Here is a 12,371-nt window from a genome sequence, read left to right on the forward strand (position 1 = left end):
GCCCACGACCAACCTGTCCTTCGGGGCATACCCGCTGCGGGCCGCGTCGCGGGCCGCCACCGCCAGCCGATCGCAGCGCTCGTTCTGCGGGTGGCCGCTGTGACCGCGGACCCAGTGGAAGCGGATCGTGTGCGTCGCCAGGAACCCGTCGAGCGTCTGCCACAGGTCCTGGTTCTTGACCGGCTGGCGGTCGGCGGTGCGCCAGCCGGCCCGCTTCCACCCCGGCAGCCACTCGGACATGCCCTTTAAAACATATTGCGAGTCGGAGTAGAGGTCGACCGTCATCGGCCGGCGCAGCGCCCCGAGCCCGCGGATCACCGCCATCAACTCCATGCGGTTGTTGGTGGTGTGCGGCTCGCCGCCCGACTCCTCGCGCTGCTTGGCGCTCGCCGGGTGCTCCAGCACGTACGCCCAGCCGCCCGGGCCGGGGTTCCCGGCGCACGCGCCGTCGGTATACAAGAGGACATACGCGAGTCGCGGGTCGTCCGGTTGCATCTGCGACGCAAGCTACCCGACCCGCGCCCCGCTGCCAACCTCTACAGGTCGAAGCCGCAGCAGGTGGCGGCCTCCTGGGCCTGGGCTTCGACGTCGAGGTCGCAGAAGTCGGCCACCGCGGGGCACTCGCCCTGGGGCATGTCGTCGACGAGGCAGGTGCAGGTGTCGCCCTCGCATCTGAACTCGACGGTCGGCTGGCCGGTGCACTCCTGGCCGAGCGAGCAGCTGCCGGGGCCGCCCTCGGAGCCGAAGCCGACGCAGTCGTCCTGGGCGCAGATCATGTTCGTGGCGTCGAACTCGTCCTGGCACGGGCCGAACACCTCGTCCTCGAAAGCCTTGTTCAGCTCGTCGCAGGTCATGGTGCCGATGCAGCCGTTGAACGCGACGGTGGCGTCGAGGCAGCCCTCGCCCTCGCCGAGCGAGCTGGCGCAGTCGCCCTTGCAGCTGGCGACGTCGGGGAACGGCGGGTTCGGGAAGCACTCGAAGAACTTGTCGCAGGCCGCCATGCAGGCCGCGTCGAGCTCGGGCGGGACCGGCTCGCCGGTGTCCGTGTCGGTGTCGGGCGGCACCATGGTGGTCTCGCCCGCGGTCGCCGTCTGGTCGACCGTCGTCTCGCCGCCCATCGTGTCGAGCGTGGCGCCCTGCGTCTCGCTGGTGCCCTCGGTCGCCGTCATGCCGCCCTCGGTCGGCGTGCCCGTCGAAGTCGGCGTACCGGTGCTCGCGTCGCTGGCGGTCGCGTCGGTGTCGGTCGCGTCGGTGGTCGCCTCGGTCGCGGTGGCGGTCGTGCTGTCGGTCTCGCTCCCCTGCCCGGGACAGGCTGCGAGCGGCAGCGTGCAGGCGATGAGGAGCGTGCGAAGATCGGAGCGAAGGGTAAGGCTCATGCGGCGAAGGGTGCAGCGAGCGACCTGCGAAGTCCAGGCGCGATGTCGTGCCCGGTGCAGACCCATGCGCCGCGTCTTCGGCCTCGTCGTCGAGCGAGAAGACGTGCTCGCGGTGCAGGGTTCGCGCGAGCTCGCGTCTTCACGAGCGCGAGCGCCTCAGCGATCGATGACCTCGACGCCGATCCGCTCGAGCGCGCGGCGAGAGTCGTGACGCCACCGAACGAACGCACGCGGCGGCGCGACCATGTCCACGAGCTTCAGCGTCACCGCGCGGACATGTCCCATCGGCAATGTCCCATCGACCATGTCCACGGACCGTCCACGTCGACGTGGACCGTTCTCCGCGGAGCCGCTCGCGGACACCATGAAGTGGAAGCGGGCCTCGGCGGCGCTCATCACCACGGTTGTCTCGGCTCGTGCGCGCGAGCAACTCCCGGGCGGGCCGTGAGGCCGCCTCGATGCCCCGGATTTAACGCGAACAGCCCCACGGCGCGAGGCGCCGGGGGCCGTCGGGAGCGGACAGGAGAGGCCGCCGTGAGTCGGGCCGTGCGGCCCTGGACTCACTTCTGGACGCGGATCATCTGGCGATCGAGGGTCACGAACTTGTGACCGTTGCAGCGGGTCGCGACCTCGATCGTGACGCTGGTGCCGGCCGGCCCGCGGAGGGCGGCGGCCCAGTCTTCGACGCTGACCGGGTACATGCCGTCGACCGACACGAGGTGCATGCCCTCGCGGAGGACGCCGTCGGCCGGGGCGCCGGGGAGGATGTCACGGACGACCACGAACTCGCCGCGCTGCTGGATCACCGCGCCGATGCCCGAGTAGGTGTAACCGCGTTCCGCGACGGTGCGCTGGGCCTTGCAGTTGGTGCCGGCGTAGCGCTGCAGCAGGGCGGCCGAAGTCGCCATCGAGCCGGCGAGGATGATCGAGCCGAGGACGATCTTTCGCGCTGTGCGCCAGCGGGAGATCGAAGTGGTCAGGTTGGTGTCGGTCTCTGAATTCTGCATGACCATCGCTCCTGTGCCTGACGCCTCAAGGTCGTGGATGCTCAGGCTTGTCGAGTGTTTCACAGCTTCGCGGGGGTTGCCAGCGGCGCAAATACCGGCCGCTGCGCGGCGCCATTCCCGGCCTTCTGCTCGAGTTCGCCCGGGCGAACTGCCAGCTTCTTTGCCAAGCGCCCGCCGTTCGGGCTATAGGCGTGCCCCCATGCCCCTCCTGCGGCTGTTCGTCCCTCTGACCCTGGTGTCGGTCCTCGCCTGCGACAAGTCGACGCCTGCCACCCCGGCGCTGACGCCCCCGCCCGCAGCGATCGTCTCGGCCGACCCGCCGGCCCCTGAGCCCGCTCCCGCGGCCGCGGCGGCGCCTCAGGAGCCCGCGATCGCGCCGGCGACCCCGGAGCCGCTGCCCGAAGAGGTCGCCACGGCCCCCAGCGGCCCGCGCAAGGTGCTCGTGCTCGGCGACAGCCTGGCCGCGACCGGCTTCGGCGCGATGCTCGAGAAGAAGCTCGACGAGCACCCCGACATCGAGTGCTTCCGCAAGGCCAAGAGCGCGACCGGCCTGGCTCGGCCCGACTTCTATGACTGGGAGTCCGAGGCCAAGAAGGCGGTCGAGCAGCGCAAGCCCGACCTCGTGGTCGTCATCATGGGCGGCAACGACGGCCAGGACCTCACCACCAAGTCCGGCAAGGGCAAGCGCGTGGCCTGGAAGTCGGACGGCTGGAACGACGCCTACAAGGCGCGGGTCGCTGAATTCCTCGGTGAGATCTCCGCCGAGGGCCGCAAGGTCCTGTGGCTCGGTCTGCCGCGCACCGGCACCACCAGCTTCGAGCAGAAGCTCACCACCATCCGCGACCTGCAGAGCCAGGCGCTCGCCGACTTCGGCGAGGCCGGGGTCTACCTCGACACTTCGCCCTTCATCACCGACTCGGCCGGCGAGCTCATCGACACCGCCACGATCGGCAAGCGCAAGGCCCAGGCCCTGCGCGAAGAGGACGGCATCCACTTCACGATGGCCGGCAGCGAGTTCTTCGCCGACAAGGTCTATCCCGAGGTCCTGCGCGTGCTCGGCGTCGAAGACGCTGCTGTGGCCAAAAAGCCCCAGAAGTGACGCGGGAAGATCTCCCGTGCGCCGCGCCTCGCGCGCCGCGCACGGCGACGATCTGCAATCCGATTGCAATAGTAATTTCGCCCCCAGGGTCCCGCGAACGCCGCCGTCCGGCCGCATCGCGCGGCAACAGACAACTGGTTCGCGGCCAGCGCCGTGAGCGGCGAGGCCCGCGCGGCACGAGTGCCCGCGGTGGATAGCCTCTGCTAGCTTGTCCGGTGCTCTTGCCCGCATGACTCTAGCCCCGTCCGCACGCCCCTTCCGACGCGCCTCCATCGGCAGGTGGTGGTCGTTCTGGGCCCTGCTCGTGGTCCTCTGCGGCGGTCTGGCCTCGCCCCTGGTGTCCGAGGCCGCGGCCGCGGGCAGCAAGAAGGGCGCGAGCAGCAGCAAGGGCAAGAAGAGCAGCAGCAGCAGCAAGGGCAAGAAGGGCAAGACCAGCAAGAAGCCGGCGGCCGCGAGGCCGGTGCGGCCGCTGCGACGCGACGTGGACGGCCCGCAGTCTGTCCCCGACGACAGCTTCGAGGACACCGACACCGACGGCGAGGGCGACCTCGAGGACGAGAGCGGCGAGAACGGCGACCCGGAGTCGGAGCTCGAGGCGATCGAGCGCGAGCTGCTGTCGCAGCCGGCGGGCCCCGAGCCGGAGATCGTATACGCCGAGGGGCCGCCTCCGCCCCCGCCCCCGCCCGTCAAGGCGCGCTCGCTCAAGCACCTGCTGATCCCCGGCGAGACGCTCGACGAGGTCGCCAAGCTGTATCAGGTCGAGGTCGGTGACCTCGCCAAGTGGAACGCCATCCGCGCGGGTGAGCCGATCCCGAAGAAGAAGAAGGACCTGCGGGTGATCACCACCCACACGCCGCCGCCGCGCGAGAAGCTCGAGCACGAGATCAAGCGCGGCGACACCTGGGAGGCGATCGCCGCCGAGTTCGGGGTCGAGGTCGCCAGGCTGCGCCAGCAGAACCCGCGCCTCGGCGACAAGCTGGCCCCCAAGCCGAAGCAGAAGCTCAAGGTCGTCGCCTGGAAGGACCTCGACCTCACGCCCTCGGCCGGCCTCGGGACCAAGCTCGGACAGATCCGCGTGCGCGCCGGCGGCCTCAGCATCGGCAAGCCCAACCGCGGCAAGCTGGTCCGCGGCGTCGAACTGCCCGACCGCCCCGACCTCTACGTCAAGCGCAAGCCCGACGAGTCGTTCGCCTCGACCCACACGGTGATGCAGACGATGGCGGCGATCACCCGCTTCCGCCACGACAGCAACTTCAAGGGCCAGGTCGTGATCGGCGGGATGAGCCGGGCCCGCGGCGGCCGGTTCCGGCCCCACAAGTCGCACCAGAGCGGCCGCGACGTCGACATCCGCCTGCCGGTGCTGCGCGCGGCCGAGGGCAAGCGCCACATCACCTCCGCCGACGTCGACTGGAAGGCGACCTGGCAGCTGATGCGCGCCTTCCTCGACACCGGCGAGGTCGAGTACATCTTCCTCGAGTTCGCGCTGCAGAAGCGGATCTACAAGGCCGCCCGCGAGTCCGGCGTGTCGCAGGAGCAGATCGACGCGTGGCTCGAGTGGCCGAAGAAGATCAAGGGCCGCAGCAACAAGCGCGTCCTCATCCGCCACGTCGAGGGCCACCGCACGCACATGCACGTGCGCATCCGCTGCGGCCCGCAAGAGAAGCACTGCTACTCGTCGCGCTGAGCGCGGCCGCCCGCATGTCCCTCGAAGCCCTGTGTCAGCGCTGCGCGCTCTGTTGCGACGGCAACCTGTTCGCGACCGTCCCGCTGCGCGCGGACGAGGTCGAGGCCGTGCGTCGACATGGCCTCGTCGTCCTCGAGCGCGCCGCCGGCCCGGTGATGAGCCAGCCGTGCGCCGGCCTGCAGGCCGAGAGCTGCACGCTCTACCCCGATCGGCCGGCGCCGTGCCGCAGCTACGCGTGCATGCTGTACGCCGCGCTGGCGGAGGGCGAGGTCGGGCTCGCCGACGCACTCGCGGTGGTCGCCGAGGCCCGGGCCCGGCTGATCGCCGTCGCGAGCGCCCTGCCCGGCGACGGGCCGGCGCTGGTGCGGGCGCGGGCCGCGGCGCGCGACGGTCACCTGTCCCCGGAGACACACGCGCTGGTGGTCCGCGCGAGCGAATTCCTCGAGCGACGTTTTCGCGGCCATACGCGCCGCTGAGGCCCGCAGCGGCCCGCTGAGGCCCGCAGCGGCCCGCGCGGGAGTGCGCAAACCCACAACATGGGCCCCAGGCGGCGCTGATATGCTCCTGCGCCATGGACAGCGGCAAGCCCAAGCTGTGGAACTTCTCGGCCGGTCCGGCCATTCTCCCGCCGGTGGTGCTCGAGCGCGCGGCCGAGGCCGTGCACGAGCTGCGCCAGGACGGGCACATCCGCGACGCCGCCGGCGTCGGCATGTCGATCCTCGAGATCTCCCACCGCAGCGCCCCATACGAGGCGATCACGTTCGGCGCCGAGAAGCTGGTCCACGACGTCCTCGGCGTGCCCGACACGCACCAGGTGCTGTTCCTGCAGGGCGGCGCCAGCCTGCAGTTCGTGATGGTGCCGATGAACCTGCGCGAGGCCGACAAGTTCGCCGCCTACGTCGACACCGGCGTGTGGGCCAGCCGCGCCATCACCGAGAGCGAGGGCCTCGGGCCCACGCGCGTGATCGGCAGCTCGAAGGCCACCAACTACGATCGCATCCCCGAGTTCCCCGCGGCCGACAGCTACGCCGGCGCCAGCTACCTCCACATCACCACCAACAACACCATCTACGGCACCGAGTACCCGGAGATCCCGGCGGCCGAGGGCGGCGTGCCGCTGGTGATCGACTTCTCGAGCCACGCCGGCTCGCGGCCGATGGCGCTCGAGCGGGCCGCGATCGGCTACGCCGGCGCGCAGAAGAACCTCGGGCCCTCGGGCGTGACGCTGGTGTACGTGCGCAAGGACCTGATCGCCAGGAAGCCCGCGGCGCCGGTGCCGGTCTACCTGCGCTACGCGACCCACGCCAAGGAGCCGAGCCTCTACAACACGCCCAACACCTTCGGCGTGCTGGTGCTCAAGCTGGTGCTCGAGTGGATGCGCGACGAGGGCGGCATCGAGGCGATCGGCGCCCGCAACGAGCGCAAGGCGCAGAAGCTGTACGACGTGCTCGACAACAGCAAGGTGTTCCAGCCGCACGCCCAGCAGGGCAGCCGCTCGCGCATGAACGTGACCTGGACCTGCGCGCGTGCCCCCGAGGCCCAGCGCGAGGCGATCGCCAAGAAGTTCCTGACCGAGGCGCAGGCGCTCGGGTTCGACGGGCTCAAGGGTCACCGCTCGGTCGGCGGCTTCCGGGCCTCGATCTACAACGCCTTCCCCGAGGCCGGCGTCGCCGCGCTGTGCGAGTTCATCCGCGAGTTCGAGCGCCGCCTGTAAGCCATGTCCGAGACGATGAAGGCCCCGGGCTGGGCCGCGATCGACGCCGCCTGCCAGCGGCTCTACGCGCGCCAGGTCCCGCACCAGTACACCAGCAAGACCGCGTACGAGCTCGAGTCGTCGAGCCCGTTGCCGGCGATCACCGTGTGGGAGGGCCAGCGCCCGCTCCACTGGCACTACGTCACCTACGGCCTGACCGAGCTGTTCGAGAAGACATCCCACGACCCGAACGTGTCCGGCTTCGGCTTCGAGCTGACGATGCGCGTGCCGCGGGCCGAGGGTGAGGCCGAGCCGCCGGCGTGGCCGCTGCGCACGCTGCAGAGCCTCGGCCGCTACGTGCTCGGCAGCCGCAAGGGCTTCGACACCGGCCACCGCGCCGACCTCGGCGGCCCCATCGCCGCCAGCGCGCCCACCGAGCTGACCGCCCTCGTCTGCGTGCCCGACCCACTGCTCGGCAAGATCACCGGCCCCTACGGCTCGCTGCTGTTCCTCCAGGTCATCGGCGTCACCGCCGACGAGCTGGCGGCGATGGAGCGCCTCGACCACGAGGGCGTGGTCCACATGATGGGCGAGCTCGATTTCCACGGCCTGACGGACCTGTCCCGCGGGTCATGGCTGAAGAACCCGCAGAAGGCCCCGGTGGTCCGCCGCTACCAGCTCGGCATCCTCCGCGACTGAGCCGTTCGGACATGTCCTCTGCGACATGTCCTTTGCGCAATGCCCCGAAGGACATGTCCTCCTCGACATGTCCTTTCGCGCATCTCCGCCCGCTCACGGCTCGGGCGGGTTGACGCACGCCACGAACTCGCCGCAGCTCTCGATCTTCATGCACCGGCGCATCTGCGGCCGGTTCCAGTCGGTCACCGCGAACTCGCACATGCGCTGGCACGAGCGCACGTAGCGGTCGCGCGCCTTGCCCTCCGGCGGGGCCACGTTGTTGGCGTCGGCCTCGCATTGCAGCTGGCGCTCGCACAGCTGCTGGCACAGGGCGGCCTCGTCGTTGACCGGCGCGGGCGCGCTGGTCGGCGTCGTCGTCGCCGGGGTCGGGCTGGTCGACGCCGGCGGCGCGCCGGGTGACGGCCGGGGGGACACGGCAACCGCGACGCAGGTGCCATCTGGCCTTCGGGACATGCCCACAGGGCAGGGTTCGGCCGCGCAGGTGTGGCCGTCCCAGCGGCTGCCGCTCGGGCAGGCCGTCGACTGCGCCACCGCCAGCCCGGGCAGCGCGCTCAGCTCGATGCGGATCAGCGCCCCGCAGCCCTCCGGCGCCCGCGTGTCCGCCGTGGTCGCCGCGTCGCAGCTGGCGGGCTGGCCGTCGGCCGACAGCGTCTCGCGCTCGGCCGACGAGCCGACGCCGGCGCCGATCTGGTTGAAGCCGCCGCCGACCTTGATCTCGCCCGCGCCGCCGGCGAAGAAGTGGAACGCGCCGACCTGCACGCCGGTGATGATGTGCGTGGCCGCGTCGCAGTCGCCCGCCAGCAGGTCGCGCCCGGGCCGGCCCGCCGGCGCCTCGAGCATGCCGACCAGCGCGATCTCGACGTCGAGCTCACCCGAGCGCGCCAGCTTGCTCTCGAGCCGCGCCGCGCCGAGCGGGAGCTGGGCGTAGAGCTCGTCGGCGCTGCGGATCTTGACGCGGTCGTTCTTGCGGGTGAGGCCGAGGTAGGCGTACTGGCCCTGGACGGCGCACTGGCGCTGGATGGCGATCTCGCACCCGTCGACGCGCACGGCCACGAGCCCGCGCTTGAGCCGGGCTTCGAGCGAGGCCCGCTCGGCGGCCGCCCACTCGACCACCAGCGGGTGCGAGGCGGCTCCGCCGACGACGCACTTGCCCTGCCCGGGGATCTCGAGCTCCGGCGGCTTCGCCAACCGCTCGGCCGGACTGCGACACGAGCCGAGCGCCAACACGACCGCGAACCAACCGCCGGGGCGAATCACGGGCGCAGCCTACCAGACCTCGACTTCCACGCCGCGCCGACGATGCGTGACCTCGCGCCGTCACGGCCGCGCGGCGACGATCTCCGCCTCGAGCTGGGACCACACCTCGGGCCCGAACAGCCGCGACAAGTCCACGTGCGCCTGCAACCGCTCGAGCGTGAGGTACGGGGTCTCGCTGGCCTTCAACATCACCCGCGCGGCTGCGGTCCGCGCCTCGTGCAGCGCGGCCCGCCGGTCCGGCGAGCGCTCGTCCTCGGCGGTCATCGCCCGGTCACGGCGCCGCTCCGCATCAACCTGTCTCTTCGGACAGCCCACACAGCGAACCGTCCCACATGTCTCTTCGGACAGCTCACTCGCGGGCGCGCGCGCTCGGCCGCGCGCGCCTGCGTCCCCGCGCTCAGATCCCGCAGGACCACTTGGCCAGCGGCTCGGCGCCGTCGCCCTTGAGCTTGAAGATGCGGTCGCCGCCGCCGCCGTCGGTGAGGACCGCGTTGACCCACACTTCTTGCGACTTGTCGCCGTCGAGGTCGAGGAACGCGCGGACCGTGTAGGTCTCGGTGTCGTTGCGCGACTCGAGCAGCGGGAACCACTTGCCCGGGGCGGTGGCGCGCTGCATCAGCACGCCGCTGTACGACAGCCGCTCGCTGTCCTTCGGGTTGACCACGTAGACCGAGAACAGCTTGTCGGCCTGGCCGTCGCCGTCGACGTCGAACGACACCGATTGGTTGATCTGCAGCTCGGCGTCGGGCTTGACCAGCTCGGTCAGCGCCCGCTTCTCCTCCTCGCTGGCGACCCGGCCCTTCTCGCTGTACGTCTCGGGGTCGGTGCGGTTGATCAGCTTGCCCATCGACTTCGGGAACACCGCGTAGTCGAACGTCTCGCCGGCGTCGACCGAGGCGATGCCGAGGCTGGTCGGCTTGTCCTCGCCCGGCTGGCACATCGCGCTCTTGGGCGCCCCGGCCTTGTCGAGCTTCTCGACGCTGTTCGAGCGCAGGTACACCTCGTCGTCGGCCTTGACCAGCGCCAGGCAGTCCTTGCCGCCGGCCAGCTTCTTCTTGGCGCTGTCGTAGCAGCCGATCGGGATGAGCGCGCCGTCGACCGTGAAGAACACCGCGCTCGCCTCGGGCGGCACCGGCCCGCTGAGGTCCAGCGCCTGCACGGCCTTGTCGAGGCTGGTCGCGTCGTTGCGCTTGGTGTCGATGACCTCGGTCTTGGCGTCGGCCTTGGCGTCCTTGGCGTCGGCCTTGGTGCCCTTGGCGGGGTCGCTGGCGCCGCCGCAAGCGGCGATGACGAGGGCGAGCGTGAGGGGGAGGGCGGCCTGGCGTGCGATCATGGCGGGCGCACGATAGCAACAGGACTGTCCACCGCCAAGCCGCTGACCTACGCTGCGGGCCCATGCCTCGGCCGCACAGCCCCGAACTCTGCCTCGTGATCGGCGACCAGCGCAAGTCGTCGTGGAGCCTCCGCCCGTGGCTCGCCCTGCGGGCCACCGGTTATCCATTTCGCGAGCGCAAGATCCTCCTCGATCGCGACACCACCCGCGCCGAGCTCGAGGCCGCCTCGCCGACCGCCCGTGTGCCGGTGCTCCTCGACGGCGAGCTCGCGATCTGGGAGTCGCTGGCGATCTGCGAGACGCTGGCCGAGTGGTTCCCGCAGTCCGGGCTCTGGCCCGCGGACCCCGGTGTCCGCGCGCAGGCGCGCAGCGCGGCGACCGAGATGCACGGCGGCTTCGCCAACCTGAGGCACGAGATGCCGATGGACCTGACGCTGCGCACGCGGGTCACGCCGTCGCCGGCGACGCAGCTCGAGATCGATCGCATCTGCGCGCTGTGGCGCGACTGTCGGGCTCGCTTCGGGGCCGGCGGCGACATGCTCTTTGGGACATGGACGATCGCCGACTGCATGTACGCCCCGGTCGCTACCCGCTTCCGCAGCTACGGCGTGGCCCTCGACCCGGTGTGCGCCGCGTACGTCGACGCGGTCCTCGCCACCCGGGACATGCGCGCCTGGGCCGAGGCCGCCGCGCGCGAGGCCGCCGAGCTCGCGTGAGCGCAGGCCGGCGCGCGCCCGTCCGCGGGCCTGCGCGGGCGACCCGGCGGGCTCGACCGTGACGCCGCGGCTTGCACGGCGCCGCGACAGGGACCAAGCACATGGCGCCGCGCGGCAGAGAGGTGTCATGCTCGACAAGCTCCGAAATTTGCGTCGCCAACTCGGCGACCGGAACGATTGGCCTGATGAAGTCAACGTGCACCCGCTCGAGCGCGCCGCCTCGCTGGTCGGCGCCGTCGGCTGCCTGGCGCTCGCCGTGGTGCGGCGCAACTGGGGCAGCGTGCCCGTCATCGCCCTCGGCGGCGCCCTGCTCCACCGGGCGCTGACCGGCCACAGCCCGCTCTACGCCCGCCTCAAGGTCAGCACCGCCCACGGCGTGCGCGGCCCGAGCGCCAGCGTGCCGCACGGCCAGGGCGTCAAGCTGCTGCACACCCTCACCGTGCGCCAGCCGCCCGAGCGCGTGTACCGGTTCTGGCGCGAGCTCGACAACCTGCCGCGCTTCATGCAGCACCTCGAGTCGGTCGTCGTGCTCGACGAACGCCGCTCGCGCTGGCGCGTGCGCGGGCCCGCAGACATCAGCGTGTCGTGGGACGCCGAGATCATCAACGACGTCCCGGGCGAGCTGATCGCCTGGCGCTCGCTCGAGGGCGCCGAGGTGGCCAACGCCGGCTCGGTCCGCTTCGAGCGCGGCGTCGGCGGCCACACCACCCGGATCACCGTCACGCTCGAGTACCACCCGCCCGCCGGCGTGATCGGCAACATGGTGGCGAGCGCGCTCGGGGCCAACCCGCAGAAGCAGATCGAGTCCGACCTGCAGCGCTTCAAGGAGCTGCTCGAGACCAATGTCCCGCACGCCGGCGCGTCCCAGCGCGGCCGCCTGCGCGACGTGAAGGACCTCGAGACCGCCCGCCAGGTGCTGCAGCTCGACGACCTGACCAAGAACTGAGCCCGCAGCGATGATGTTCTGGAGGACATGCCCGCACGGGCATGTCCTCTTCGACATTTCTCGAATGACATGTCCTCGGGGACATGCCCCGAAAAGGACACGCTCAATCCTCGCGCCGGGCCCCGACCGCGCCGCCGAGCCAGCCCGGGAGCAGGCAGGCCAGCGGGGTGACGAGCACGAGCCAGGCGGGGTGCGGGATGGCCCACAGATTCATCCCGGCGGCGACCAGGATCACCGCGCCGACGACGACGCCGAAGCGGCGAGTCCGACGACCGGCGGCGGCCGCCGCGGCCATGGCACCGCCGCAGAAGGCGCCCGCGGCCCAGGCCAGCGGCACGAACGCGAGCGCCAGGCAGGGCGCGTCCGCGAAGTAGGCGCGGATGGCCCTCGCGTCGTCCAGGCGCAGGTCGGCGGGCAGCGGATACAGGGAGTGGCCGACGAGCTCGACGAGCGAGATCGCCAGCACGGCGACCACGACCCCGAGGACCACCGCGAGCAGGTTACGCATGGCCCGGAAGCTAGTCCCGGGCCCTGCGCGCAGCAACGACCGGCCCGGCGACC

14 protein-coding genes and 1 pseudogene are annotated in these 12,371 nt (G+C 71.4%); 7 read left to right on the forward strand and 8 right to left on the reverse strand.

Annotation, left to right across the window (positions count from 1 at the left end; translation table 11 throughout):
• Positions 1–51 precede the first annotated feature (51 nt).
• The 4 genes and pseudogenes from rnhA to POL25_RS34810 form a co-directional block, all read right to left on the reverse strand.
• Positions 52–495 (reverse strand): annotated as a pseudogene (gene rnhA, locus POL25_RS34795) (ribonuclease HI); the annotation flags it as partial.
• A gap of 41 nt (positions 496–536) precedes the next feature.
• Complete coding sequence (locus tag POL25_RS34800; RefSeq protein ID WP_272090619.1) at positions 537–1,376, reverse strand: hypothetical protein; 840 nt, start codon at positions 1,374–1,376, stop codon at positions 537–539.
• Positions 1,377–1,532: 156 nt separating this feature from the next.
• A complete protein-coding gene (locus POL25_RS34805) occupies positions 1,533–1,682 on the reverse strand; it encodes a hypothetical protein (protein ID WP_272090620.1) in 150 nt (49 codons plus the stop codon).
• 254 nt (positions 1,683–1,936) lie between these two features.
• Entirely contained in the window at positions 1,937–2,383 is a 447-nt protein-coding gene (locus tag POL25_RS34810) for a S41 family peptidase (RefSeq protein WP_272090621.1), read from the reverse strand.
• A 199-nt stretch (positions 2,384–2,582) separates the two neighbouring features.
• On the opposite strand from POL25_RS34810, the gene POL25_RS34815 reads away from it, so the two are divergent.
• The 5 genes from POL25_RS34815 to POL25_RS34835 all read left to right on the forward strand — a co-directional run bounded on the left by POL25_RS34815 (position 2,583) and on the right by POL25_RS34835 (position 7,558).
• Positions 2,583–3,482, forward strand: coding sequence for an SGNH/GDSL hydrolase family protein (locus POL25_RS34815; RefSeq protein ID WP_272090622.1), 900 nt, complete (start codon positions 2,583–2,585; stop codon positions 3,480–3,482).
• A gap of 337 nt (positions 3,483–3,819) precedes the next feature.
• On the forward strand, positions 3,820–5,166 hold the full coding sequence (locus POL25_RS34820; protein ID WP_272090623.1) for a penicillin-insensitive murein endopeptidase: 1,347 nt from the start codon (positions 3,820–3,822) through the stop codon (positions 5,164–5,166).
• 14 nt (positions 5,167–5,180) lie between these two features.
• Positions 5,181–5,642 carry a YkgJ family cysteine cluster protein gene (locus POL25_RS34825; protein WP_272090624.1) on the forward strand — a complete coding sequence of 154 codons (462 nt, stop codon included), beginning with the start codon at positions 5,181–5,183 and terminating at the stop codon, positions 5,640–5,642.
• Between the two features lie 95 nt (positions 5,643–5,737).
• Positions 5,738–6,880 carry a 3-phosphoserine/phosphohydroxythreonine transaminase gene (gene serC / locus POL25_RS34830; protein ID WP_272090625.1) on the forward strand — a complete coding sequence of 381 codons (1,143 nt, stop codon included), beginning with the start codon at positions 5,738–5,740 and terminating at the stop codon, positions 6,878–6,880.
• A 3-nt stretch (positions 6,881–6,883) separates the two neighbouring features.
• Positions 6,884–7,558, forward strand: coding sequence for a suppressor of fused domain protein (locus POL25_RS34835; RefSeq protein WP_272090626.1), 675 nt, complete (start codon positions 6,884–6,886; stop codon positions 7,556–7,558).
• A gap of 93 nt (positions 7,559–7,651) precedes the next feature.
• Here POL25_RS34835 and POL25_RS34840 read toward each other — a convergent pair whose 3' ends face one another.
• The 3 genes from POL25_RS34840 to POL25_RS34850 all read right to left on the reverse strand — a co-directional run bounded on the left by POL25_RS34840 (position 7,652) and on the right by POL25_RS34850 (position 10,148).
• Positions 7,652–8,815: a hypothetical protein gene (locus POL25_RS34840; RefSeq protein ID WP_272090627.1), complete on the reverse strand. Its 1,164-nt coding sequence runs from the start codon at positions 8,813–8,815 to the stop codon at positions 7,652–7,654.
• A 60-nt stretch (positions 8,816–8,875) separates the two neighbouring features.
• Entirely contained in the window at positions 8,876–9,079 is a 204-nt protein-coding gene (locus tag POL25_RS34845) for a hypothetical protein (RefSeq protein WP_272090628.1), read from the reverse strand.
• A 133-nt stretch (positions 9,080–9,212) separates the two neighbouring features.
• Entirely contained in the window at positions 9,213–10,148 is a 936-nt protein-coding gene (locus tag POL25_RS34850) for a hypothetical protein (RefSeq protein ID WP_272090629.1), read from the reverse strand.
• Between the two features lie 62 nt (positions 10,149–10,210).
• Between POL25_RS34850 and POL25_RS34855 the strand changes: the two genes are divergently transcribed.
• On the forward strand, positions 10,211–10,864 hold the full coding sequence (locus POL25_RS34855) for a glutathione S-transferase family protein (RefSeq protein WP_272090630.1): 654 nt from the start codon (positions 10,211–10,213) through the stop codon (positions 10,862–10,864).
• A 196-nt stretch (positions 10,865–11,060) separates the two neighbouring features.
• Positions 11,061–11,810, forward strand: coding sequence for an SRPBCC family protein (locus POL25_RS34860; RefSeq protein ID WP_272090631.1), 750 nt, complete (start codon positions 11,061–11,063; stop codon positions 11,808–11,810).
• A gap of 103 nt (positions 11,811–11,913) precedes the next feature.
• On the opposite strand, the gene POL25_RS34865 is transcribed toward POL25_RS34860, so the two are convergent.
• Positions 11,914–12,318 carry a hypothetical protein gene (locus POL25_RS34865; RefSeq protein WP_272090632.1) on the reverse strand — a complete coding sequence of 135 codons (405 nt, stop codon included), beginning with the start codon at positions 12,316–12,318 and terminating at the stop codon, positions 11,914–11,916.
• Positions 12,319–12,371: the final 53 nt, after the last annotated feature.

The organism is Nannocystis bainbridge (genome assembly GCF_028368995.1).
Taxonomy (GTDB): Bacteria; Myxococcota_A; Polyangia; order Nannocystales; family Nannocystaceae; genus Nannocystis; species Nannocystis bainbridge.